The organism is Citrobacter pasteurii, assembly GCF_019047765.1.
In the GTDB taxonomy this organism is placed as follows: Bacteria; Pseudomonadota; Gammaproteobacteria; order Enterobacterales; family Enterobacteriaceae; genus Citrobacter; species Citrobacter pasteurii.
Genome location: NZ_CP077262.1, coordinates 3,757,319 through 3,782,339 on the forward strand (window position 1 = coordinate 3,757,319; position 25,021 = coordinate 3,782,339).

Annotated in this window: 25 protein-coding genes; 10 read left to right on the forward strand and 15 right to left on the reverse strand. The window is 54.2% G+C overall.

Annotated features, from left to right (window positions below):
* Window positions 1-55: 55 nt before the first annotated feature.
* The 4 genes from sdhB to sdhC are packed head-to-tail and all read right to left on the reverse strand — an operon-like array spanning window position 56 to window position 3,299.
* Window positions 56-772, reverse strand: coding sequence for a succinate dehydrogenase iron-sulfur subunit SdhB (sdhB, locus tag I6L54_RS18305; RefSeq protein WP_005122548.1), 717 nt, complete (start codon window positions 770-772; stop codon window positions 56-58).
* 15 nt (window positions 773-787) lie between these two features.
* Window positions 788-2,554, reverse strand: coding sequence for a succinate dehydrogenase flavoprotein subunit (gene sdhA, locus I6L54_RS18310; RefSeq protein WP_005122549.1), 1,767 nt, complete (start codon window positions 2,552-2,554; stop codon window positions 788-790).
* Window positions 2,554-2,901 carry a succinate dehydrogenase membrane anchor subunit gene (gene sdhD / locus I6L54_RS18315; protein ID WP_005122550.1) on the reverse strand — a complete coding sequence of 116 codons (348 nt, stop codon included), beginning with the start codon at window positions 2,899-2,901 and terminating at the stop codon, window positions 2,554-2,556. Before sdhD ends, sdhA begins: the two co-directional genes overlap by 1 nt.
* Window positions 2,895-3,299, reverse strand: coding sequence for a succinate dehydrogenase cytochrome b556 subunit (gene sdhC, locus I6L54_RS18320; protein WP_003831406.1), 405 nt, complete (start codon window positions 3,297-3,299; stop codon window positions 2,895-2,897). The genes sdhD and sdhC overlap by 7 nt, the downstream gene beginning before the upstream one ends.
* Window positions 3,300-3,736: 437 nt before the next feature.
* On the opposite strand from sdhC, the gene I6L54_RS24640 reads away from it, so the two are divergent.
* From I6L54_RS24640 to I6L54_RS18330, 3 genes are all read left to right on the forward strand, one after another.
* Window positions 3,737-3,790 carry a hypothetical protein gene (locus I6L54_RS24640; RefSeq protein ID WP_418135082.1) on the forward strand — a complete coding sequence of 18 codons (54 nt, stop codon included), beginning with the start codon at window positions 3,737-3,739 and terminating at the stop codon, window positions 3,788-3,790.
* A 206-nt stretch (window positions 3,791-3,996) separates the two neighbouring features.
* Window positions 3,997-5,280, forward strand: coding sequence for a citrate synthase (locus I6L54_RS18325; protein WP_005122553.1), 1,284 nt, complete (start codon window positions 3,997-3,999; stop codon window positions 5,278-5,280).
* Window positions 5,281-5,454: 174 nt separating this feature from the next.
* Window positions 5,455-6,501, forward strand: coding sequence for an AbrB family transcriptional regulator (locus tag I6L54_RS18330; RefSeq protein WP_005122554.1), 1,047 nt, complete (start codon window positions 5,455-5,457; stop codon window positions 6,499-6,501).
* On the opposite strand, the gene nei is transcribed toward I6L54_RS18330, so the two are convergent.
* Genes nei through ybgI form a run of 8 tightly spaced genes read right to left on the reverse strand, consistent with a single transcriptional unit; the run spans window position 6,498 to window position 12,792 of the window.
* Entirely contained in the window at window positions 6,498-7,289 is a 792-nt protein-coding gene (gene nei / locus I6L54_RS18335; protein WP_040232524.1) for an endonuclease VIII, read from the reverse strand. The two genes, I6L54_RS18330 and nei, sit on opposite strands and share 4 nt — an antisense overlap.
* Window positions 7,290-7,303: 14 nt before the next feature.
* The gene (gene pcp / locus I6L54_RS18340; protein ID WP_005122558.1) at window positions 7,304-7,948 is read right to left on the reverse strand and encodes a pyroglutamyl-peptidase I; all 645 of its coding nucleotides are present in this window, start codon (window positions 7,946-7,948) and stop codon (window positions 7,304-7,306) included.
* Between the two features lie 9 nt (window positions 7,949-7,957).
* Window positions 7,958-8,953, reverse strand: coding sequence for a DUF979 domain-containing protein (locus I6L54_RS18345; protein WP_005122559.1), 996 nt, complete (start codon window positions 8,951-8,953; stop codon window positions 7,958-7,960).
* Window positions 8,950-9,672 (reverse strand): DUF969 domain-containing protein, encoded by a 723-nt coding sequence (locus tag I6L54_RS18350; RefSeq protein ID WP_005122560.1) that lies wholly within the window; start codon window positions 9,670-9,672, stop codon window positions 8,950-8,952. The genes I6L54_RS18345 and I6L54_RS18350 overlap by 4 nt, the downstream gene beginning before the upstream one ends.
* A 53-nt stretch (window positions 9,673-9,725) precedes the next feature.
* Complete coding sequence (gene pxpA, locus I6L54_RS18355) at window positions 9,726-10,460, reverse strand: 5-oxoprolinase subunit PxpA (protein WP_040232526.1); 735 nt, start codon at window positions 10,458-10,460, stop codon at window positions 9,726-9,728.
* Window positions 10,450-11,382, reverse strand: coding sequence for a 5-oxoprolinase subunit PxpC (gene pxpC / locus I6L54_RS18360; RefSeq protein ID WP_005122563.1), 933 nt, complete (start codon window positions 11,380-11,382; stop codon window positions 10,450-10,452). The genes pxpA and pxpC overlap by 11 nt, the downstream gene beginning before the upstream one ends.
* Window positions 11,376-12,032, reverse strand: a complete 657-nt coding sequence (gene pxpB, locus I6L54_RS18365; protein WP_005122564.1) for a 5-oxoprolinase subunit PxpB — start codon at window positions 12,030-12,032, stop codon at window positions 11,376-11,378. Before pxpB ends, pxpC begins: the two co-directional genes overlap by 7 nt.
* A 16-nt stretch (window positions 12,033-12,048) precedes the next feature.
* Complete coding sequence (ybgI, locus tag I6L54_RS18370; protein WP_005122565.1) at window positions 12,049-12,792, reverse strand: radiation resistance protein YbgI; 744 nt, start codon at window positions 12,790-12,792, stop codon at window positions 12,049-12,051.
* Between the two features lie 289 nt (window positions 12,793-13,081).
* Here ybgI and dtpD point away from each other — a divergent pair, with 289 nt between their 5' ends.
* On the forward strand, window positions 13,082-14,563 hold the full coding sequence (gene dtpD, locus I6L54_RS18375; protein WP_040232527.1) for a dipeptide permease DtpD: 1,482 nt from the start codon (window positions 13,082-13,084) through the stop codon (window positions 14,561-14,563).
* 51 nt (window positions 14,564-14,614) lie between these two features.
* Here dtpD and phrB read toward each other — a convergent pair whose 3' ends face one another.
* The 3 genes from phrB to I6L54_RS18390 form a co-directional block, all read right to left on the reverse strand.
* Window positions 14,615-16,033, reverse strand: coding sequence for a deoxyribodipyrimidine photo-lyase (gene phrB / locus I6L54_RS18380; protein WP_040232529.1), 1,419 nt, complete (start codon window positions 16,031-16,033; stop codon window positions 14,615-14,617).
* Between the two features lie 18 nt (window positions 16,034-16,051).
* A complete protein-coding gene (locus I6L54_RS18385; protein WP_005122568.1) occupies window positions 16,052-16,606 on the reverse strand; it encodes a DUF1722 domain-containing protein in 555 nt (184 codons plus the stop codon).
* Between the two features lie 96 nt (window positions 16,607-16,702).
* Complete coding sequence (locus I6L54_RS18390; RefSeq protein ID WP_005122569.1) at window positions 16,703-16,909, reverse strand: YbfA family protein; 207 nt, start codon at window positions 16,907-16,909, stop codon at window positions 16,703-16,705.
* A 307-nt stretch (window positions 16,910-17,216) separates the two neighbouring features.
* On the opposite strand from I6L54_RS18390, the gene kdpF reads away from it, so the two are divergent.
* The 6 genes from kdpF to kdpE are packed head-to-tail and all read left to right on the forward strand — an operon-like array spanning window position 17,217 to window position 24,998.
* Complete coding sequence (gene kdpF, locus I6L54_RS18395; protein WP_001670793.1) at window positions 17,217-17,306, forward strand: K(+)-transporting ATPase subunit F; 90 nt, start codon at window positions 17,217-17,219, stop codon at window positions 17,304-17,306.
* Window positions 17,306-18,985, forward strand: coding sequence for a potassium-transporting ATPase subunit KdpA (kdpA, locus tag I6L54_RS18400; protein ID WP_005122571.1), 1,680 nt, complete (start codon window positions 17,306-17,308; stop codon window positions 18,983-18,985). The genes kdpF and kdpA overlap by 1 nt, the downstream gene beginning before the upstream one ends.
* 20 nt (window positions 18,986-19,005) lie before the next feature.
* The gene (gene kdpB, locus I6L54_RS18405) at window positions 19,006-21,054 is read left to right on the forward strand and encodes a potassium-transporting ATPase subunit KdpB (RefSeq protein WP_040232532.1); all 2,049 of its coding nucleotides are present in this window, start codon (window positions 19,006-19,008) and stop codon (window positions 21,052-21,054) included.
* An 8-nt stretch (window positions 21,055-21,062) separates the two neighbouring features.
* The gene (kdpC, locus tag I6L54_RS18410) at window positions 21,063-21,629 is read left to right on the forward strand and encodes a potassium-transporting ATPase subunit KdpC (protein ID WP_005122574.1); all 567 of its coding nucleotides are present in this window, start codon (window positions 21,063-21,065) and stop codon (window positions 21,627-21,629) included.
* A 10-nt stretch (window positions 21,630-21,639) separates the two neighbouring features.
* Window positions 21,640-24,324, forward strand: coding sequence for a two-component system sensor histidine kinase KdpD (gene kdpD, locus I6L54_RS18415; protein WP_040232533.1), 2,685 nt, complete (start codon window positions 21,640-21,642; stop codon window positions 24,322-24,324).
* Window positions 24,321-24,998 carry a two-component system response regulator KdpE gene (kdpE, locus tag I6L54_RS18420; RefSeq protein ID WP_005121396.1) on the forward strand — a complete coding sequence of 226 codons (678 nt, stop codon included), beginning with the start codon at window positions 24,321-24,323 and terminating at the stop codon, window positions 24,996-24,998. The genes kdpD and kdpE overlap by 4 nt, the downstream gene beginning before the upstream one ends.
* Window positions 24,999-25,021: the final 23 nt, after the last annotated feature.

A 25,021-nucleotide genomic window follows, 5' to 3' on the forward strand; every position in this document is an offset into this window, starting at 1 on the left:
TGTCCCTTGTAGGCCGGATAAGACGTTTACGTCGCCATCCGGCAATCACTACAACTTATGCACTACGTTTGAGCAACATCGACTTAATATGGCCGATGGCGCGCGTCGGGTTCAGCCCTTTCGGACATACGCTGACGCAGTTCATGATGCTATGGCAGCGGAATACGCTGAAAGCGTCACTCAAACCTTCCAGGCGGCTGTCGGTCTCGGTATCGCGGCTATCAATTAAGAAGCGATACGCGGCCAGCAGGCCTGCCGGGCCAATAAACTTGTCCGGGTTCCACCAGAATGATGGGCAGGACGTTGAGCAGCATGCACACAAAATACATTCATACAGCCCATCGAGCTTCTCACGCTGCTCAGGCATTTGTAAATGCTCACGAGCCGGAGGATTTTTCCCATTATTCAACAAGTAAGGTTTAATCTTCTCATACTGTGCGTAGAATTGCCCCATGTCTACCACCAAATCGCGCACAACCGGTAAGCCCGGCAGCGGGCGAATGACAATTTTCTTGCCCGGCTGATTCAGCGCAGAAATAGGTGTGATACAGGCCAGTCCATTTTTGCCGTTCATGTTCAGACCGTCGGAGCCGCAGACCCCTTCCCGGCAGGAACGACGAAACGACAGCGTAGGGTCTTTTTCTTTCAGCTGCATCAACGCATCCAGCAGCATCATGTCGCGCCCTTCTTCCGCCTCCAGGGTGTAATCCTGCATGTGCGGAGCGTCGTCAACATCCGGGTTATAGCGATAAACTGAAAACTCGAGTTTCATTGTCCTGTCTCCGCATTAATAAGTACGAATCTTCGGCGGGAATGCCGGGCGCAGTTTCGGTTCCATATTGACCTGACGTCGTGTCATGGATTCCGATTCTGGCAGGTACAGGGAATGGCACAGCCAGTTTTCATCATCACGTTCCGGGAAGTCGAAGCGGCTATGCGCGCCACGGCTTTCGGTACGGAAGTTTGCAGATACGGCGGTGGCGTACGCGGTCTCCATCAGGTTATCCAGCTCCAGGCACTCAACGCGCTGGGTGTTGAACTCGCTGGAGGTATCATCCAGACGGGCATTTTTCAGCCGCTCGCGAATCGCTTTCAGCTCTTCCAGACCTTTCGCCATCGCATCGCCTTCGCGGAATACCGAGAAGTTGTGCTGCATACATTCCTGCAGCGCTTTGCGAATGGACACCGGGTCTTCACCGTTGCGATTACCGTTCCAGCGGTTCAGACGCGCCAGAGAAGCATCGATTTCATCTTCGGTCGCATCCAGCAGGTCACCCTGCTCGGCGATAGATTCCTGCAGATGCAAGCCCACCGCACGCCCAAACACCACCAGGTCCAGCAGCGAGTTGCCGCCCAGACGGTTGGCGCCGTGAACCGACACGCAGGCGATTTCGCCGACGGCAAACAGCCCTGGGATCACCACATCTTCGCCCTGCTCATTCACAGTCAGCGCCTGGCCGGTGACTTTGGTCGGAATACCGCCCATCATATAGTGGCAGGTAGGGATAACCGGGATGGGCTCTTTCACTGGGTCAACGTGAGCGAAGGTGCGAGACAGTTCGAGAATGCCCGGCAGACGGGATTCCAGCACTTCTTTACCCAGGTGGTCGAGTTTCAGCTTAGCGTGCGGACCCCACGGGCCGTCACAGCCGCGACCTTCACGGATTTCGATCATGATGGAACGCGCCACCACGTCACGACCCGCCAGGTCTTTCGCGTTCGGGGCATAACGCTCCATGAAGCGCTCGCCGTGTTTGTTCAGCAGGTAGCCACCTTCACCACGGCAGCCTTCTGTCACCAGAACGCCCGCACCGGCGATACCGGTTGGGTGGAACTGCCACATTTCCATATCCTGCACCGGAACACCCGCGCGGATAGCCATACCAACACCGTCACCGGTGTTGATGTGGGCATTGGTGGTGGACTGATAAATACGGCCAGCACCGCCGGTCGCCAGCACGGTCGCACGGGCTTTGAAGTAAACTACCTCACCGGTTTCAATACACAGCGCGGTACAGCCGACAATCGCGCCATCGGCATTTTTTACCAGATCCAGGGCATACCATTCTGAGAAGATGGTGGTATGGTTTTTCAGGTTCTGCTGATACAGCGTGTGCAACAGCGCATGACCGGTACGGTCTGCCGCTGCCGCAGTACGTGCCGCTTGCTCACCGCCGAAGTTCTTCGACTGGCCGCCAAACGGACGTTGATAAATTGTGCCATTATCGAGGCGAGAGAACGGCAGCCCCATGTGATCCAGCTCCAGAATCGCTTCCGGGCCGGTCTTACACATATATTCAATAGCGTCCTGGTCACCAATGTAGTCCGACCCTTTGACAGTGTCGTACATGTGCCATTCCCAGTTATCTTCATGGGTATTACCGAGCGCAACGGTGATACCACCTTGCGCAGATACGGTATGGGAACGGGTTGGGAACACTTTGGAGAGCAGCGCACAGGTCTGACCGCTCTGGGAAATTTGCAGCGCCGCGCGCATACCTGCGCCGCCGGCACCAATCACAACAGCATCAAATTCTCTGACTGGCAGTTTCATTACACACCCCACACCACAACAAATCCATAAATGACGTAAACCACCAGCGCAACGACGATAGCCAGTTGCAGAATCAGGCGCACAGCCAGAGGTTTAACGTAGTCGGTCAACACCTGCCACATGCCGATCCAGGCATGAATCAAGATGGAGAAAAGTGCCAGCAGGGTGAAGACTTTGGTGAATGCCGATGAGAAGAAACCGGTCCAGACTTCAAACGTCAGCTCGCCGCTGGTGGCGAAGAAGCCGACCATATAGATGATGTATAACGTCAGAACGATAGCGGTAGCACGGACCAGAATGAAGTCATGTACGCCGTTGCGTCCTAATGCGGAGGCGTTGCTTACCATACGAGGACTCCTGCGAGAAGTGAAAGCACGACAATGATAACGAAACAAATTTTGGCGGAGCGTGTCCCTGCTTCGAGGGTTTCTTCGATATAGCCAAAATCCATCAACAGATGGCGAATGCCCATTACGGCGTGATAGGCCAGCGCAATCAGGATCCCCCACAGAATTAACTCCACAAAGAAGTTATTCATAATGGATGACGCGGTGAGGAAACCTTCAGGGGAGGAAAGGCTGGTACCCAATAACCACAACAGAATCCCGACCGCCACGAAGGTGATCACTCCGGATACGCGATGGAGAATGGACGCTATCGCCGTGATTGGGAACCGGATCGTTTGTAGATCCAGATTGACAGGTCTTTGTTTTTTCACATTTCTTATCATGAATAACGCCCACATGCTGTTCTTATTATTCCCTTTGGACTTCGGGTACAGAAGATGAAGACACCTGTAGCCTGAAAGACGACGGGATTTCCTTCCTCCGGTCTGCGTGCGGGTCAGACAGCGTCCTTACTATAACTACGCGTCATATAAAACACCGCTTCCAGATGCTAAAACGACACGTTACAACGCTGGTTGGCTCGGGATTGCAGGGTATTCCGGAGACCTGGCGGCAGTATAGGACGTTCACAAAATCATTACAATTAACCTACATATAGTTTGTCGGGTTTTATCCCGAACAGTGACATAGGTCACGATAACAACATTATTTTAATTTTTAATCATCTGATTTGACAATCATTAAACAAAGTTGTTACAAACGACACCAGAAAAAGCATATAATGCGTAAAAGTTATGGGGTCACTCTTTCACCGGAGATTTAGTTATGCAACAGTGTGGAAGTATTGACCAATACCGTCAGGACAGTTATTAGTGATAGACAGGTTTAATAATTCGGATTGCTAAGTTCTTGATTTGCAGTTTATTCGCCATGAAAAGACCGTTTTACCTGCAAGCGCCCATAGCTCTGTACCCAGGTCATCCCCTCTTTCGCAGAGCGGCGAGCCAAATAACAAACTGGTAACGGTTCATTGATGTACGAAGGCAAATGTGAGTTCCGGCAGTCTTAAGCAATAAGGCGCTAAGGAGACCGTAAATGGCTGATACTAAAGCAAAAATCACTCTAAATGGTGACGCTGCTATTGAACTGGATGTGCTGAAAGGTACGCTCGGTCAAGATGTTATTGATATTCGTAGTCTCGGTTCAAAAGGGATATTCACTTTTGACCCAGGTTTCACCTCTACCGCATCCTGCGAATCCAAAATTACGTTCATCGATGGTGACGAAGGTATTTTGCTGCATCGCGGCTTCCCGATTGACCAGTTGGCGACCGAGTCCAACTATCTGGAAGTGTGTTATATCCTGCTGTACGGCGAAAAACCGACGCAGGAAGAGTACGACGAGTTCAAAACCACGGTCACTCGCCATACCATGATCCACGAGCAGATCACCCGTCTGTTCCACGGTTTCCGCCGCGACTCTCACCCGATGGCCGTTATGTGCGGTGTAACCGGGGCGCTGGCTGCGTTCTACCACGATTCGCTGGATGTGAATAATCCGCGTCACCGCGAAATCGCCGCTTTCCGTCTGCTGTCCAAAATGCCGACCATGGCCGCAATGTGCTACAAATACTCCATCGGCCAGCCGTTCGTGTACCCGCGTAACGACCTCTCCTACGCTGGTAACTTCCTGAACATGATGTTCTCTACGCCGTGCGAAAAATACGAGGTGAATCCGATTCTGGAACGCGCCATGGACCGTATCTTGATCCTGCACGCTGACCACGAACAGAACGCCTCAACGTCTACCGTACGTACCGCGGGCTCTTCTGGCGCTAACCCGTTTGCCTGCATCGCGGCCGGTATTGCTTCCCTGTGGGGACCGGCACACGGCGGCGCAAACGAAGCTGCGCTAAAAATGCTGGAAGAAATCAGCTCAGTTAAACACATTCCGGAATTTGTTCGCCGCGCGAAAGACAAGAATGACTCCTTCCGCCTGATGGGCTTTGGTCACCGTGTTTATAAAAACTATGACCCACGCGCCACCGTGATGCGTGAAACCTGTCACGAAGTGCTGAAAGAGCTGGGTACCAAAGATGATCTGCTGGAAGTGGCGATGGAACTTGAGCACATTGCGCTCAACGACCCGTACTTCATCGAGAAGAAACTCTACCCGAACGTAGACTTCTACTCCGGCATCATTCTGAAAGCAATGGGCATTCCGTCTTCTATGTTCACCGTTATCTTCGCCATGGCGCGTACCGTTGGCTGGATTGCACACTGGAACGAAATGCACACCGACGGCATGAAAATCGCCCGTCCGCGTCAACTGTACACCGGCTACGACAAACGCGGTTTTAAGTCTGATATTAAGCGTTAATTGTCTGCCGGATAGCATTAGCGCCTGTCCGGCTTACAGCAATCAACTCTCCCAGGCCGGACAAGGCGTTGAAGCCAGAGTCCGGCCTGTTTTTATTGATCCACATTATTTTATTCTCATCACGCTTTCTCTATGATTTACTGAGAATTCCGTCATTTAACTCAGGAGCATGGGATGCCTGTTTTACAGTGGAGCCTGTTGTTTCTGCTATCGCTCCTTCTCTCCCTGTTCTTTCTGTTGATACATCTTCCAGGCGCATTGCTGCTCGGTTCGATGATCGTCGGTATCATTTTCAGTCTGCGCGGGATCTCCCTGCACCCTCCCCGCTGCACATTTCTTGCCGCGCAGGCCGTTCTCGGCTGTATGATTGCGCAAAACCTGACAGGATCTATTTTAACGACACTTGCGGCACACTGGCAGATGGTGATGGTTATCCTGCTGGTAACCCTTATTAGCAGCGCGGTAATCGGCTGGCTGCTGGTTCGCTACAGTACTCTACCGGGGAACACCGGCGCGTGGGGTTCATCACCGGGCGGGGCAGCCGCGATGGTGGCGATGGCGCAGGATTATGGCGCCGACATCCGCCTGGTGGCGTTTATGCAGTATCTGCGGGTACTGTTGGTGGTTGGCGCTGCCGCGCTGGTAACCCGACTGGTAATGGGCGACCAGGCGCAAACTGTAAGTGAGCAAATCGTCTGGTTTCCGCCGCTGAGCAGCAATCTATTGAGCACCATACTGCTGGCCGCCGTTGCCGGAACGGTCGGGCGCTTACTGCGCATCCCCTCTGGTGTCATGTTGCTGCCGATGCTGGCGGGCGCATTGCTGAATGCCGGTGGTGTCATGGTAATTGAACTGCCGGAATGGCTACTGGCGATAGCGTATATGGCCATCGGCTGGCAAATCGGCCTGGGTTTTGACAAGCAGATCTTTTTAATGGCGTTGCGCCCCTTGCCGCAGATCCTGTTGTCCATTTTTTCACTGATGACGATTTGTGCCGCTATGGCCTGGGGTCTGGCGCATTACATGCAAATCGATTTTCTCACCGCCTATCTGGCGACCAGTCCAGGTGGCGTGGATTCCGTCGCGGTAATTGCCGCAGGCAGCCACACCGATATGGCGCTCATCATGGCGATGCAAACCCTGCGGCTGTTCAGTATCTTATTGACCGGTCCGGCGGTGGCGCGGTTTATCTCCGCGCATGCGCCAAAACAGCCCACCTAATGCTGGCAGCCCGGACACCAGTAAAACGGTCGCGAGGAAAGTGTCGTTTTCTCGATGATTCCACCACAGCGCTCACAGGTTTCGCCGTCCCGGTGAAAAACCTTAAAGCGAAACAGCGCCCCGTGATGTTTGTTCTCATCCGCCAGCCCACGGGTGTTGTAGGACAGACGAGGAATATCAAGCAGCGCATGCGCCAGCACATCCAGCTGTTCATCGCTAAGCTGCGACGCTTTATGCTGCCCGGTCAACCCTACCTGCCAGAGAATCTCTACCCGCAGATAGTTACCTAATCCCGCGAGAAATGCCTGATCGAGCAGCAGACCAGAAAACTGGCGGTTGCGAAAACGCGGGGATAACAGACGCGCTTTAACGTCATCGGGCGTTAAACGTACATCCAGTACGTCCGGCCCAACCCGCTGCAGGAACGGATGGGTGGTAAGCTGCTCTGGCGTCAGCATTTCGATGTCAGACGCGCTATACAGCAGGATAGTTTTATCTTCTGTTTGCAGCCTGACGCGTAGCACCCGCGTGGTTTGCGGAATGTTGCCGGTATCGACCACACGCCACACGCCGTAAAGCTGATTGTGACTATACAGCGTCAGACCATTGGAAAAATGGGTCAGCAAGGCTTTACCCCGCGTTTCAAGCCGGGTAACACGCTGCCCGATGAGTTGGGATTGATACGGTTTTAACTGCTCAAAGGCAAACCAGACATCCGTCAGGGGTTTGCCTTTGACTGCCGCCTCCAGGTTATCCGCCGCGCGGCGGATCTCCGGGCCTTCAGGCATAATACTGTCCTTTGTTAGTGTGTTGCACCGCCCGTCACCGCAATATCGCTGTCCACCTGCAATGCGGTGTCAATGGCAATTTCCAGCGCCCGGCGCACCGTTTCGCTCGCCATACTTGGCGCTCCGGGGTGCGCGGCGGCCTGTTGTGGCAGATAAGGAATATGGATAAAACCGCCCTTCACTGCCGGTGTGTCGCGTAACGTATGCAGCAGGCCATACATCACATGATTGCAAACAAAGGTACCCGCGGTTTGGGAAACCGAGGCTGGAATACCCGCATTACGCATGGCCATCACCATCGCTTTGATTGGCAGCGTGCTAAACCATGCTGCCGGTCCCTCGGCGACAATCGGCACATCAACAGGCTGCTGATCGTGGTTATCCGCGATACGCGCATCGTCAACGTTGATTGCCACGCGCTCCACGGTGATATCCGTGCGCCCCCCTGCCTGCCCCACCGCCAGCACCAACGACGGTGACAGCGCGTCAATCGCGGCATTAAGTACGGCCAGAGACTCGCCAAACACACACGGTAGCTGACGCGCAACGACGCGGCATCCAGCGATGATAGCATTGTCGAGCCCGGAGACCACTTCCCAGGAAGGGTTAACTGACTCTCCGCCAAAGGGTTCAAATCCGGTGATTAAGACCGTTTTCATCCTTCCTCCTTACAGGAACATCAGGAAATACATCAGGAACACGTTAACCAGCAACAGCAGTATGCCGGTTGGCACCTGCGCTTTAATCACGGCATTTTTATCCGGTAACTCCAGCAGGGCTGCAGGCACGATGTTAAAGTTCGCTGCCATCGGCGTCATTAAGGTTCCGCAATAACCGGAGAACATGCCAATAGCCGCCATCACCGCGGGGTTACCACCATGCTGCAACACAAGAATTGGAATACCGATCCCGGCGGTCACAATCGGGAAAGCAGCAAACGCATTGCCCATCACCATGGTCAGCAATGCCATGCCGATGGTGTACACCGCCACGGCGATGAAGCGGCTATCTACCGCGAGGTATTCCTGGGTCAGATATGAAATGCCGCTGCCTACGCCCGCTGCCGTAAACAGCAGCCCGAGCGTCGCCAGAATCTGCGGCAGGATGAACGCCCAGCCGATGGAATCCAGCAGACGACGGGCTTCCTGAATGGGCTGATGGACGCGCTCATGGGTCATTTTAACCGCCATGGCCAGACCAATCAGCGAACCCGCAGTCATAGAAAAGAGCGTCACCAGCGTGGCGTGATTCCCTGGCCCAAACAGCGCATCCTGCAAGCCCGGAATATGGTTAAACATCAGTACACCGATAACGGTCACCACCGGAATAGCCAGCGCCGGGAAAAACAGACGATTACCCAGGCGGCTGGCGCTCTCTTCACGCTGCTGCTGGGTGCGTTGATGGTAACTTCCCAGTTTCACACCGCCAAACCCGGCAATCAGCGCCAGTATGACCACCGCAATGCCGACCGCGATATGTACCGTACGTTTGTCGCCAAACAGTGAGTACGTCCAGTCGCCAAGCAGGAACAGCACCCCATACAGTCCCCAAAACAGCCCCGTGCTCAGACGGCGTGGGTTCGCTTTGTCCTGCCAGGACATCACCGCCACAATCAACAGTACCGCCCCCGCCAGCCAGTAGAGATAGCTTTGCTGAAAATTCATTGCGCTGCTCCTTTCGCTGCCGCATTGGCTTTCGCCACCTCACGCTGCAGATAGTTGTCCAGACGCCACAAGCGCGTACCGTGGATCAAGAAGGCGCAAATTGCCGTTGGGATCCCCCATAAAGCAATATGCAGTGGCTCAGTCTGGATCCCACCGGACTCCAGCATAAAGTTGTGCATGAAAATGATCGCCCCAAAGGCAACGAAGATGTCTTCACCGAAAAACAGACCAACGTTGTCAGTCGCCGCAGACATTGCACGCAGGCGATAACGCACGGCCCCCGGCAATTCGCCATGATTTTTCTCCGCTGCCCCTTCAGCCATCGGGGCTAATAACGGACGTACCATCTGAGGATGCCCACCCAGGCTGGTCAAGCCCAGCGCGGCGGTCGCTTCACGAATAAACAGATAGACAATGAGCAGACGACCGCTGGTGGCGCTGCGGATTTTCGCGATCCACGCCTGGGCACGCTCTTTCAGCCCGTGACGTTCCAGCAGACCAATGACTGCCAGCGGAATCAGCAGGATAAACGGCAGGTTGCGGGTGTTGAGAAAGCCTTCACCCAGCTTTTCGAGAATAGTGGCGATTGGCATATGCGCCGCCAGCCCGGTGACGATCCCGGCAACGATAACCACCAATACCGGGTTAAAACGTAAAAGAAATCCGACCACGATGACGGCGATCCCCGTCAATGGCCAGAGAGAAATAGCCTCTCCCATAATTAAATCCCTTATGTTGTTGTGTAATATATTATTGTTTTGTATGAATAAACTTACGCGCTAATTTGAATATTGCATGCATTAAAGGCGCTGCGCAAACGACGGGCAAAAGCGAGTGCGTGCTCGCCATCCCCGTGAATGCATACCGTCTGGGCTGTCACGCTCGCCCATGTTCCACTTTGGCTTTTTACTCTGCCGGATTGCACCATTTCTAACGTTTGCGCCAGCGCCTGCTCTTCATCCTCAATCAGTGCGCCTGGCTGGCTGCGCGGAACCAGACTGCCATCAGCCTGATAACCCCGATCGGCAAACACCTCCTGACGCGTCACCAGGCCATAATGTTCTCCGGCACGGATCAGCTCACTTCCCGCCAGCCCTACCAGGATCAATGACGGATCGCAGGCATGAACCGCTTTCGCAATCGCATCGGCCAGTTGAGGATCTTTCGCCGCCTGGTTATAGAGCATGCCGTGCGGTTTCACATGACGCATCACGCCCCCTTCAGCCCGGGTGATGACTGACAGTGCACCAATTTGATACAGCGTCTGAGCATAAACCGTTTCGGCAGGCAGATTCATAGCACTACGACCAAAATTTTCCCGGTCCGGAAAGCCAGGGTGTGCCCCCACAGCCACGCCGTTTTTCAATGCTTCCCGTACACTTGCCAGCATGGTTTGTGCGTCTCCGGCATGAAATCCACAGGCGATATTGGCCGATGACACCAACTGGAGCAACGTCGCGTCGTTCGCACAGCCTTCTCCGAGGTCTGCATTCAAATCAATTTTCATCGTTAAGTCGCCATGTTAGCTGTTCCAGATAGCGCTGCTGATCGTGACGCGCCTTCAACGCCTCTTCCAGCGAGCACTGAACAAAGTGAATCGGTTGTCCAAGAGGGATCTGCGCAAGGTGATACATATCCGCCTCGATGATACAGGCGATACGCGGATATCCGCCCGTGGTCTGGGCATCGTTCATCAGTACAATTGGCTGCCCGTTATGCGGAACCTGTACCACGCCGGGGAGCAAACCGTGTGACAACATCTCGCGGTCTGTCGCGCGTGTCAGTGGCTGCCCCTGCAAGCGATACCCCATACGGTTACTCTGTGGACTCAGTCGCCACGGCGAGCGCCAGAACGATGCCTGCGATGCCTCGTCAAATTCCTGATATTCAGGTCCAGGTAACGCACGAATGTGGTTGCCCCACATCAACTGTTTTACCCCTTGTGGGCCATTGAATTGTCGTGTTGAAACGCCAATCGCCAACTTATCGCCATCGCGTAACAAACGGCCTTCAAACCCGCCAATACCGACTTTCAAATCGGTACTGCGCGATCCCATAACGTCGGGAACATCAATACCGCCCGCCACCGCCAGGTAACTGCGCATACCATGATGCGGGTGTTTTAATGACAGGCGTTGTCCGGCTTTAACCGGCAACCGCCAACCGCTCCATACCGGAGTACGATCCAAATGCGCTTCGCATCCCGCGCCGGTCAAGGCAAACCAACCATCCGCGTCAAACTCCACCACCAGCTGACCCAACGTGACTTCCAGCGCGGCAGCATTCGCATCATTTCCTACCAGCAGATTAGCGACGTTCAATGCCGGTTTGTCCAACGCGCCGCAGTGACTTATCCCTGACTGACGAAAGCCATGACGACCCCCATCCTGTACAGAGGTGTACATGCCAGCACGAATGATGTTTAACATACGCCCTCCTTCTGCGGGACAAAACGTACAGTATCTCCAGCCCGTAACAGGATCGGCTCCTCGCGCTGCGGATCAAAAAGCTTAACGGTGGTACGTCCTATCAGTTGCCACCCGCCGGGCGTTGCAATCGGGTAGATACCGGTTTGTGAGCCGCCGATCCCCACCGCCCCTGCCGGAACAAGTAAGCGCGGTTCGGCTCGTCTTGGCGTATGCAATGGTTCCGGTAAGCTCCCAAGATAGGGAAACCCAGGCTGAAACCCTAAAAACCAGACGACATAATCAACTGACGCATGCAATTCAACGACCTGCTTGTTGCTCAAACCACTGTGCCGGGCGACTTCGGCCAGATCGGGCCCATATTCGCCGCCATAGATAACGGGGATTTCGACAAAGCGCGAATCCGGCTCCAGCGCCTCGCTCTCTTCCCACCAGCGCTGCAGTCGTTCAATCGCATCCAGCGCCAGCGTTTGCGGGGAATTCAGAATCACCGTGATATTGTTCATTCCCGGAATGGCTTCAAGTACATTCGGAGCATCAACCAGACGCTGGGCCAGACGCCAGATGCGTTTCTGAGTTGCCAGCGTAATCGGCGGTTCCAGCTCCAGAACCACCGCGGTTTCACCTAACAGATAACAACGCGCTCGCTGCACTTTCGTCCCTCTTTAATTAGGCTGGGTTAGGGATGTCGACGAACGTCACATCCAGATCGGTATTTTCATTCAGCCATTCGCTCAATGCACGAATACCGCCGCGTTCGGTAGCATGGTGGCCGGCAGCATAGAAATGCAGTCCCTGCTCGCGGGCAGAGTGAATGGTTTGTTCAGAAACTTCCCCGGTAATAAAGGCATCAACACCAAAGCGGGCTGCGCTATCAATGAAACTTTGACCGCCCCCCGTACACCAGGCAACACGCTGAACGGTTTCCGGCCCGGTATCACCGCACCATAACGGTTTACGTCCCAGACGCGCTTCAATCCAGGATGCCAGTTCCAGCCCAGGAACCGGCATGGAGAGTTCCCCCCACGGTACCAGAGGCTCGATTTCACCCATCACGGTAATACCCAACAGCGCGGCCAGCTGTGCGTTATTCCCCAGTTCGGGGTGGGCATCCAACGGCAGATGCCAGCCATACAGGTTGATGTCATTTTCCAGCAGCGTTTTCAGACGCCGGCGCTTCATGCCACGAATAACCGGAGATTCTCCCTTCCAGAAATAACCATGATGAACGATGACCGTATCGGCCCCAAGGCGAACAGCCTCATCCAGTAATGCCTGGCTTGCGGTTACGCCGGTCACGATTTTTTGCACCGTTTCTTTGCCCTCAACCTGCAAACCATTCGGTGCATAGTCGCTTATGGCTGCGCTGTTCAGCTTGTCATTAATCAGTTGTTCCAGCTCGGTGTTTTTCATCATCGTCCTCGTTGTCATAAATTCTGCCCGCTCAATCAGCAACACAGCTTCAGTTAAAATAGCGTCCTCACCTCCGTTCGTCGATAGCCATTTCGCTGACACATCAAGAAACAATCACGCGGCCTGTAAACGTAAATTGCTTACCACCATGAGATTGTATTCATGTATATTTATGCAATCAGACAGCATATTGCAAAAACAATCAGATCTGTATCAAAGTTACAACTTTAAGGAAACACCCTCACACGGCACGTTCCTCCCATCGTGAGGCATTTACTTCGAGAAAATAATGAATAAACAAGCATCTCAGCCGCGCGCGATTTATTACGTCGTCGCGCTGCAAATTTGGGAATACTTCAGTTTTTATGGCATGCGTGCACTGCTGATCCTGTATCTCACTAACCAGCTTAAGTACAACGATAATCACGCGTATGAACTGTTCAGCGCTTACTGTTCGTTGGTGTATGTCACGCCTATTCTCGGGGGATACCTGGCGGATAAAGTGCTCGGTAACCGCATGGCGGTAATGATTGGCGCATTTTTGATGGCAGTGGGACATCTGGTGCTGGGCGCCAGTGAAATGGCTCCGGCGTTTCTCTATTTATCTCTGGCCATTATTGTCTGTGGTTACGGTTTGTTTAAATCCAACATCAGTTGTCTGCTGGGTGAATTGTATAAACCAGAAGATCCGCGCCGTGACGGCGGATTTTCTCTGCTCTATGCCGCCGGTAACATTGGTTCAATTATTGCCCCTATCGCCTGCGGCTATGTGCAGGAAGAGTACAGTTGGGCAATGGGCTTTGCGCTGGCCGCTATCGGTATGCTGGCCGGACTGGTCATTTTCTTATGCGGGAATCGTCATTTCGCTCACACTACCGGCGTCAACAAAGCCGTGCTGTGTGCCAAATCGTTCATTCTGCCGAACTGGGCCTGGCTGCTGGTTCTGCTGGTCGCCGCACCGCTTTTAATTACCGTCCTGTTCTGGAAAGAGTGGTCCGTGTACGCGCTGATTGTCGCCACCGTCATTGGTTTGGCTGTTCTGGCAAAAATTTACCGTCAGGCGCAAACGCAGAAACAGCGTAAAGAACTGGGGCTTATCGTCACGCTGACCTTCTTCAGCTTGTTGTTCTGGGCCTTTGCACAGCAGGGTGGTAGCTCCATCAGCCTGTATATCGACCGCTTTGTCAATCGCGACGTGATGGGATATTCAGTCCCTACTGCCATGTTCCAGTCGGTAAACGCCTTCGCCGTTATGTTGTGCGGCATCGTGCTGGCCTGGGTGGTCAAAGAAAGCGTGAGTGGCAATCGTACTGTTCGTATCTGGGGTAAGTTTGCTCTCGGCCTCGGCTTAATGAGTGCTGGTTTCTGTATTCTGACCTTAAGCGCCCGTTGGTCCGCCACATATGAGCACTCCTCCATGCCGTTGATGGTTTTAGGGCTGGCAGTTATGGGATTCGCCGAGCTGTTTATCGACCCTGTCGCCATGTCACAAATTACACGCATTGAGATCCCAGGGGTAACCGGCGTATTAACCGGCATCTATATGTTGCTTTCCGGGGCCATTGCCAACTACCTGGCGGGTGTGATTGCTGACCAGACATCACAGGGCGCATTTGATGCTTCTGGTGCCATCAACTACTCCATCAACGCCTATATTGATGTCTTTAGCGAAATTACCTGGGGCGCGCTGGCCTGTGTGGCGTTGGTGCTGATGATTTGGTTATATCAATCGCTCAAATTCAAAAACCGTCCGCTCGCGATAGAGTCCTGAGTTTACGGGCCCGACGATGTCATATGCCTCGGGCCTGTTTTGATCCGGCGATTACGAATGACGCGCTGCTTCATATGCTGCCAGCGTGGCTAACCTTGCCTGCTTATGATCGACAATCGGACGAGGATAATTGAGTGTCACCTGCATTTTTTCCGCCCACGTCCACGGTTCGTGAATGGCTTTTCCCGGTACATCGCGTAATTCCGGTACCCATTGGCGGATAAAATCACCGTCACGGTCAAATTTCTCCCCCTGTGTGGTGGGATTAAAAATACGGAAATACGGCGCAGCATCCGTTCCGGTAGAAGCAGCCCACTGCCAGCCACCATTATTCGCCGCCAGATCACCGTCGATCAGTTGTGACATGAAATACTGCTCACCTTTTCGCCAGTCGATCAGCAGGTCTTTCACCAAAAAGCTCGCCGCGATCATGCGTAAACGATTATGCATCCACCCTGTGCCGTTAAGCTGGCGCATCGCCGCATCTACGATTGGATACCCTGTATTTCCCGTCTGCCATGCCTGAAAATGCGTCACGTTATTTTGCCATTGCACACGATCGGTCCAGCGAATAAAGGGCTGATGCCGACACAGTGCGGGATAGTACGTCAGTAGATGGCGATAAAATTCGCGCCAGATGAGCTCGTTTAGCCAAACACTCCCGGCGCCTCCCTCTAGCGCCTGCGGTTGCTCGACTAACAAACGGTGCAGACACTGACGCGGTGATAACCCGCCGGTGGCAAGGCTTGCCGACAACCGACTGGTACCTTCATTTACCGGGAAATCGCGTTGTTGCTCGTATTCTGCCGCGCCGTGCTGACAAAACTGACGTAATTGCGCGATAACCGATTTTTCTTCTACCGGGAAAAGCGCCACATCAAAATCCTGCTGTGGATAATTGAGCGTAATTGGCGTTGATGGGGGGGAAATTGCGCCGCTTTCGCGGGCTTTTGGTGCCGCAACACACTCCGGGATACTGTCTTTTAACCGCTTCAGCCAGGCATTTTTAAACGGTGTAAAGACTTTATACATCTCATGATTCCCGGTCATTACCGTGCCCGGCGCCAGGATTACGCTATCGTCAAAACCCTCACACACCACCTGCGATAATGATTTTTCAACCTGAGCATCGCGCTGGCGTTCGTTGATTTCGTACTGATAGTTATAAAACAGTCGGTTAACGTCATGCTGTGCGCAGACATTTTTGACTATCTCTACGCTGGCTGTGAAATCCCCGCCGTCATAAACCAGCAGCGGGATGCCTTTTTCTGCCAGCGCCGTTTGCAGCGCATTCAACTGCTTGTCGACAAACGCCGCCTGACGCGGTGACATATCATGCGCTTTCCACTGTGCGGGCGTGGCAATATATAGCGCCAATACCCGTGCCGCACGATCCCGACATGCCGCTGCCAGCGCAAGATTGTCATGCAGACGTAAATCTCGCCGAAACCAGACCAGATGAGTGGTCATAAAACTCCCGAATAAAAATTAAGCTTTGCCGTGTAAACGCAGAATCGCAGGCCAGAGTTCAAAGTAACGTTGCCCGGACAACCAGCTGTTCGGGTGCTCCGTCATATAGTGTTGGAGGAGCATCAATGGCGCAAGCAGCGGCTGCATCTCACGTCGATAGTTATCGATTATTGAGGTCAGTTCCTGACGTTGACGAAGATTGAGCTGGTTACGGAAATAGCCCTGCACATGCATCAGGACATTAGTATGGTTGCGTCGGGTCGCGTTATTAAACAGCAGATGAATCAACCGCAAACGGTACTCCGTATAAAAAGCATCGAGGCTTGCCCATTCGTGGATTGCGGCAACAAAAGGGCCGAGCTCACGATACTCCGGTTGGGAGTGTGCCAGTAACACCAGCTTGTAACGGGTGTGAAAATCAATCAATGCACCACGTGATAATCCGCTCTGGCGCAGTCGGTGCAATTCATGCAAGGCATAAATACGTACCAGCGTATTCTCGTCAAACAGAAATTTATCGTTCGCTTCTGTGGTCAGACAGGCGCGGATACCAACAGAAATTCTCTTGCTCATTGCTACTCCTTATCCGTTACACAGGTAAGTGTAGACTGCGACGTATAAAAAAACCGCCACATTGCTGTTGGCGGTTTTTTGAGCCTGAACGGTAACTTAGTAGAAATCGCAGGTGGCTTTTTCAGCCTGCTCCATCCACACCGGCTTATCACTGGTTTTCGACCAGACGCGATGTAGGTAGCTGTAAAAACGGGCACGGTCTTTCCAGAACAGCATGACCGGCAGCGCCAGCACACCAGCCAGTACGGCAAAGGTACGGCGCAAGAAAACAATGTGTGCTGGATACTCTTTATAAAAGTCCATAATCCTCTCCCATATATCTGTTCGGTGAATCGCACCGGAAAATAAACTTGGTTAACTGATGAAAATAATACCGCCTTGTGTGTAATTTTGCTACTCATCCGACCACTTATTTTTATCTATTGATGCTCCGTTTAACGTAAACCCGTAATTAAGTTACACAAAGGTTAAATTAATACTAATCATTAGTTAAATGATGGTCTTTGCCATTTTTATACTTTTTTTACACCCCGCCCGCAGATTTTTGCGAAATCTTTGCAACCAAAAACCTACGCTCTGGTTATCACATTTATGCCACTGGAGGTGCACTGTGAGTGCAGGCGTGATAACCGGCATTGTGCTGGTCTTTTTGTTACTGGGTTATCTGGTGTATGCCTTGATTAATGCGGAGGCGTTCTGATGGCAGCGCAAGGATTTTTACTCATCGCCAGTTTCCTGCTGGTGCTGTTTGTTCTCGCCAGGCAGTTGGGCTTTGGGCTGGCGCGTCTTATCAACAACACATCCTTACCCGGCCTTGCAGGCGTTGAGCGTGTGCTGTGGCGTGGGCTGGGTATTTCGCAGCAGGAAATGACCTGGCTGCACTATTTGCTGGCGATCCTCGCACTTAATATCCTCGGCCTGCTGATACTGTTTGCGATGTTAATGGCGCAAAACCTGCTGCCGCTGAATCCACAACAGTTACCAGGGCTATCGTGGGATCTCGCGCTCAATACCGCGGTGAGTTTTGTGACCAACACCAACTGGCAGTCCTATGCGGGTGAAACCACTTTAAGCTACTTCAGCCAGATGGCCGGCCTGACCGTGCAGAATTTTCTGTCTGCGGCGACTGGTATTGCGGTGATCTTTGCCCTGGCTCGCGCCTTCACGCGCCAGAGTATGAACACGCTGGGCAACGCCTGGGTGGATCTGGTCCGCATTACGCTGTGGATATTGCTGCCGATTTCTCTGCTCATCGCGCTGTTTTTCATCCAACAAGGTGCGTTGCAAAACCTGCTGCCTTATCAGGCGATCACCACGCTTGAAGGGACAAAACAACTGCTGCCGATGGGACCTGTCGCCTCACAAGAGGCCATTAAGATGCTCGGTACCAACGGCGGCGGCTTTTTTAATGCCAACTCCTCACATCCGTTTGAAAACCCAACCGCGCTGACCAACATGGTCCAGATGCTGGCAATCTTCTTAATTCCCACGGCGCTGTGTTTCGCCTTCGGTGACGTCGTGGGCGATCGCCGACAGGGGCGCACCCTGCTGTGGGCTATGTCGCTTATTTTTGTCGTTTGCGTGGCGGTTGTAATGTGGGCCGAAGTGCAGGGTAATCCGCATCTGATGGCGTTTGGCGCAGACAGCAATATCAATATGGAAGGTAAAGAGAGCCGCTTTGGCGTGCTGGTCAGTAGTCTGTTTGCGGTCGTCACGACAGCCGCATCCTGTGGCGCAGTCATTGCTATGCACGACTCCTTCACTGCGCTGGGCGGCATGGTACCGATGTGGTTGATGCAGATTGGCGAAGTGGTGTTCGGCGGTGTGGGGTCAGGGTTGTACGGCATGCTGCTGTTCGTGCTGCTGGCGGTCTTTATCGCCGGGCTGATGATTGGCCGCACGCCGGAATATCTGGGTAAAAAAATCGATGTCCGCGAAATGAAAATGACCGCGCTGGCGATTCTGGTTACCCCTGCGCTGGTTCTGCTTGGGACAGCGATCGCCATGATGAGCGATGCCGGGCGTAGCGCCATACTCAATCCCGGGCCGCATGGTTTTAGCGAGGTACTATACGCGGTCTCGTCTGCCGCCAATAACAACGGGAGCGCTTTTGCCGGATTAAGTGCCAACAGCCCATTCTGGAACAGTCTGCTGGCCGCGTGCATGTTCTTCGGCCGCTTCGGCGTCATTATCCCGGTGATGGCGATTGCCGGTTCACTGGTCGGTAAAAAGAGTCAACCAGCAAGTCCCGGCACGCTACCTACCCACGGCGCGCTATTTGTTGGATTGTTGATCGGTACGGTGTTGCTGGTTGGCGCCCTCACCTTTGTTCCTGCGCTGGCGCTTGGCCCGGTAGCAGAATACCTCTCTTTACGTTGAGTGATGCGGAGCACATGACTATGAGTCGCAAGCAACTGGCGCTGTTCGAACCTTCTCTGGTCGCACAAGCGCTAATGGACGCAGTGAAAAAATTAAGTCCACATACTCAGTGGCGTAACCCGGTGATGTTTATCGTCTGGCTGGGCAGCCTGCTGACCACCCTGTTAACGGTAGCGATGGCGACCGGCCATATGTCAGGTAATCCACTGTTTACCGGCGCGATAAGCCTCTGGCTGTGGGTGACCGTTCTGTTCGCTAACTTTGCGGAAGCGCTGGCTGAAGGGCGTAGTAAAGCGCAGGCCAACAGCCTGAAAAGGGTCAAAAAAACCGCCTTTGCCCGCAAACTTCGTGAACCGAAATATGGCGCGCAAATGGATCACGTGCCAGCCGAAGAGTTACGCAAAGGGGATATCGTGCTGGTGGAAGCGGGCGATATTATCCCTTGTGACGGCGAGGTGATCGAAGGCGGTGCCTCGGTGGATGAAAGCGCCATTACCGGTGAATCCGCGCCTGTAATTCGTGAATCCGGCGGCGATTTTGCCTCCGTCACTGGCGGGACACGCATTCTCTCGGACTGGCTGGTGATCGCGTGTAGCGTCAACCCCGGAGAAACATTCCTCGACCGAATGATTGCCATGGTCGAAGGCGCACAGCGACGTAAAACGCCAAATGAAATCGCCCTGACGATCCTGCTGATTGCCCTGACTATCGTCTTTCTGCTGGCAACCGCCACGCTGTGGCCGTTTTCCGCCTGGGGCGGTAGCGCTGTCAGCGTCACGGTATTGGTTGCGCTGCTGGTGTGTTTAATCCCTACGACGATAGGCGGGCTGCTCTCCGCGATTGGCGTCGCCGGGATGAGCCGCATGTTGGGTGCGAACGTTATCGCCACCAGCGGACGTGCCGTAGAGGCGGCAGGTGATGTGGACGTACTGCTGCTGGATAAAACCGGCACCATCACGCTGGGTAACCGTCAGGCTTCTGATTTTCTGCCCGCCCAGGGCGTGGACGAAAAAACGCTGGCCGACGCTGCACAGCTTTCATCCCTGGCCGATGAAACACCGGAAGGCCGCAGCATTGTAATCCTGGCCAAACAGCGCTTTAACCTGCGTATTCGCGATGTGCAATCGCTGCATGCCACCTTTGTACCGTTTACCGCGCAGAGTCGGATGAGCGGTATCAACATCGACAATCGGATGATCCGCAAAGGTTCGGTTGATGCTATTCGTCGTCACGTCGAAGCCAACGGCGGCCACTTTCCTGCCGATGTGGAGCAGAAGGTCGAAAACATCGCTCGCCTTGGCGCAACGCCGCTGGTGGTGGCCGAAGGCTCGCACGTACTGGGCGTGATTGCCCTGAAAGATATCGTCAAAGGCGGGATTAAAGAACGTTTTGCCCAACTGCGTAAAATGGGGATCAAAACGGTGATGATCACCGGCGACAACCGTTTGACCGCCGCCGCAATCGCCGCGGAAGCCGGAGTGGATGACTTTTTAGCCGAAGCGACACCGGAAGCCAAGCTGGCGCTGATTCGTCAGTATCAAGCGGAAGGCCGTCTGGTGGCGATGACCGGAGACGGAACTAACGACGCTCCTGCCCTTGCGCAGGCCGACGTTGCGGTCGCCATGAACTCCGGGACTCAGGCCGCGAAGGAAGCGGGCAACATGGTGGATCTCGACTCTAACCCCACTAAGCTGATTGAAGTGGTGCACATTGGTAAACAGATGCTGATGACGCGCGGGTCGCTGACCACCTTTAGTATCGCCAACGACGTAGCGAAGTATTTTGCCATTATCCCGGCGGCATTCGCCGCCACCTACCCGCAGCTCAATGCGCTGAACGTCATGCGACTGCATTCGCCGGATTCGGCGATCCTCAGCGCCGTCATCTTCAATGCGTTGGTGATTGTCTTCCTGATCCCACTGGCGCTGAAGGGGGTGAGCTATAAGCCATTATCCGCTTCCGCGATGCTGCGCCGCAATCTGTGGATCTATGGTCTGGGCGGTTTGGTTGTGCCGTTTATCGGTATCAAAGTAATTGATTTACTGCTGACTCTGCTGGGTCTGGTGTGAGGTTTCTGATGAGTGGATTACGTCCTGCATTATCAACATTGCTTTTCCTGATGCTTATCACCGGCGGTGTTTATCCGCTGCTGACCACTGCGCTGGGGCAGTGGTGGTTCCCCCACCAGGCTAACGGTTCGCTTCTGCGCGAAGGTCAGATCGTTCGCGGCTCTGAGCTTATTGGGCAACACTTTACCGCTGCCGGTTATTTTCAGGGACGCCCCTCAGCCACAGCGGAAATGCCCTATAATCCAATGGCTTCAGGCGGCAGTAATCTGGCAGCCAGCAACCCGGAACTGGATAAACAGCTACAAAGCCGGATTGCCGCGCTGCGAGCTGCTAATCCACAAGCTAACCCTGCTGTGCCCGTGGAACTGGTCACAGCGTCCGCCAGCGGTCTGGACAATAATCTGACACCCGATGCGGTCGCATGGCAAATTCCCCGCGTGGCGCAGGCTCGCAACCTCAGCGTTGAAGAGGTTACGCGCCTGGTTGCACAATACACGCAAAAGCCGCTGGTCAGTTTTATCGGCCAGCCGGTGGTGAACCTGGTGGAACTTAATTTAGCGCTGGATAAGCACTGAGAAAAAGGACATGCATAGCGAACCCCTACGTCCCAACCCCGATCGCCTGCTGGAGCAGACCACAGCGCCGCACCGGGGAAAACTGAAAATTTTCTTCGGTGCCTGTGCGGGCGTCGGCAAAACCTGGGCCATGCTGACGGAAGCCCAGCGGCTACGGGCGCAAGGGTTAGATGTGCTGATTGGCGTGGTGGAAACCCACGGACGCAAAGAGACCGCCGCGCTGCTGGACGGTCTCAGCTTCCTGCCGCTAAAGCGACAGGCGCGCCATGGTCGTCATATCAGCGAGTTCGATCTCGACGCTGCGCTGGCCCGCCGTCCAGCGCTCATTTTGATGGATGAACTGGCGCACAGTAATGCGCCAGGCTCACGGCATCCTAAGCGCTGGCAGGACATTGAAGAGCTGCTGGAAGCTGGCATTGACGTTTTTACTACCGTTAACGTCCAACATCTGGAAAGCCTGAATGATGTGGTCAGCGGCGTCACCGGTATTCAGGTGCGCGAAACCGTTCCTGACCCATTTTTCGATGCCGCTGACGATGTGGTACTGGTCGATCTCCCACCTGACGATTTGCGTCAGCGCCTGAACGAAGGCAAGGTCTATATCGCCGGTCAGGCAGAGCGTGCAATCGAGCATTTCTTTCGCAAAGGTAATTTGATAGCGCTGCGCGAACTGGCTCTGCGACGCACCGCCGATCGGGTAGACGATCAGATGCGTGCCTGGCGGGGGCGTCCGGGAGAAGAAAAAGTCTGGCATACCCGCGATGCCATTTTACTGTGTATTGGACACAACACCGGCAGCGAAAAACTGGTGCGAGCTGCTGCACGCCTGGCGGCGCGTCTCGGCAGCGTCTGGCATGCAGTGTATGTTGAAACACCTGCGCTACACCGACTGCCCGAAAAACAGCGCCGCGCTATTTTAAGCGCTCTGCGGCTGGCCCAGGAGTTAGGCGCAGAAACCGCCACTCTTTCCGATCCCGCCGAAGACAAAGCGGTGATCCGCTATGCCCGTGAGCATAATCTGGGAAAAATTGTCCTCGGGCGTCCAACGACGCGTCGCTGGTGGCGCAGCGATTCCTTTGCCGACAAACTCGCCCATCGCGCACCGGATCTCGACCTGATGATTGTTGCGCTCGATGAGCCCCCTGTTCGCCCTGTGCCGCAAACTGCAGATAGCCGCACTTTTAAGGATAAATGGCGGGTACAAATTCAGGGTTGCGTGGTTGCCGTCGCGCTGTGCGCCATCATTACAGTGATTGCCATGCAGTGGTTGGTTGCATTTGACGCCGCCAACCTGGTGATGCTCTATCTACTGGGCGTGGTGGTTATCGCCCTCTTTTACGGACGCTGGCCGTCCGTTCTGGCAACGTTTATCAACGTCGCCAGCTTTGATCTCTTTTTTATTGCGCCACGCGGCACGCTGGCCGTGTCTGACGTCCAGTACCTGCTTACCTTCGCCGTGATGCTAACGGTCGGTCTGGTTATCGGTAATCTGACCGCCGGGGTGCGGTATCAGGCGCGGGTCGCGCGTTATCGTGAACAGCGTACGCGTCATTTGTATGAGATGTCGAAAGCGCTGGCCGTCGGACGCAGTCAGACGGATATCGCCGCCACCAGCGAACAGTTTATTGCCTCGACGTTTCAGGCACGCAGCCGGGTGTTATTGCCTGACGAAAACGGTAAGTTGGTTCCCCTGACGCATCAGCAGGGTATGACACCGTGGGATGATGCCATTGCCCAGTGGAGTTTTGACAAGGGGCAGATGGCAGGTGCCGGCACCGACACATTACCGGGCGTGCCGTATCAAATTTTACCATTAAAAAGCGCCGACAAAACGCATGGGCTGCTGGTAGTGGAACCGGGAAATTTACGCCAGTTGATGATCCCCGAACAGCAACGCCTGCTGGAAACCTTCACTTTACTGGTCGCCAGTGCGCTGGAGCGCCTGACGCTAACCGCCAGCGAAGAGCAGGCCCGCTTTGCCAGCGAGCGCGAAAGTATTCGCAACGCCCTGCTCGCTGCCCTGTCCCACGATTTGCGCACGCCATTGACGGTGTTGTTCGGCCAGGCAGAAATCTTAACGCTGGATCTGGCAAGCGAAGGATCGCCGCACGCGCGCCAGGCCAGCGAAATTCGCCAGCACGTCCTGAACACGACCCGACTGGTGAATAACCTGCTGGATATGGCGCGAATTCAGTCTGGCGGCTTTAATCTTAAGAAGGAGTGGTTAACGCTGGAAGAGGTGGTCGGCAGCGCTCTGCAGATGCTGGAGCCAGGTCTCTCTGCCCCGATAAATCTGTCGTTACCAGAACCGTTGACATTGATTCACGTCGATGGCCCGCTCTTTGAACGGGTGTTGATTAACCTGCTGGAGAACGCCGTCAAATACGCGGGTCCACAGGCGCAGATCGGTATTAATGCCAGCGTCGATGGCGAACACCTGCAACTGGACGTCTGGGATAATGGGCCGGGTGTTCCATCGGGTATGGAACAGCGCGTTTTTGACAAATTTTCTCGGGGAAATAAAGAGTCATCGGTGCCGGGCGTTGGGCTGGGGCTGGCAATTTGTCAGGCCATTGTGGACGTGCATGGCGGGACTATTTCTGTCCACAATCGCGCGCAGGGAGGGGCATGTTTTCGTGTTACACTGCCCCAGGAAATTCCCCCTGAACTTGAAGATTTTCATGAGGATATGTGACGAACGTACTGATTGTTGAAGATGAACAGGCCATCCGCCGTTTTCTGCGCACCGCGCTGGAGGCCGATGGGCTACGTGTATTTGAAGCGGAAACGCTGCAACGTGGTCTGCTGGAAGCCGCCACGCGAAAACCCGATCTCATCATTCTCGATCTTGGCCTGCCGGATGGCGACGGCATTGATTTTATTCGCGACCTGCGTCAATGGAGCGCGATTCCGGTGATTGTGCTTTCAGCCCGCAGTGAGGAAAGCGATAAAATCGCCGCGCTGGATGCCGGAGCCGATGACTATCTCAGTAAACCTTTTGGTATTGGCGAGCTACAGGCGCGATTGCGTGTGGCATTACGTCGCCACGCCAGCGGGACTTCTCCCGAACCGGTGGTGCATTTTTCTAATGTTAAAGTGGATATCGCCGCCCGCCTCGTACACCGAGGTGACGAAGAGATTCATTTGACGCCGATTGAGTTTCGCTTGTTAGCGGTACTGCTGAATAATGCCGGGAAGGTGCTGACGCAACGTCAGTTATTGAATCAGGTTTGGGGACCAAACGCCGTCGAACACAGTCACTATCTGCGTATTTATATGGGGCACCTGCGCCAGAAGCTGGAACTGGACCCGGCCCGTCCGCGTCATTTTCTCACCGAAACCGGGATTGGTTATCGGTTTATGCCGTGAATATGCACTGAATAAAAAAGCCG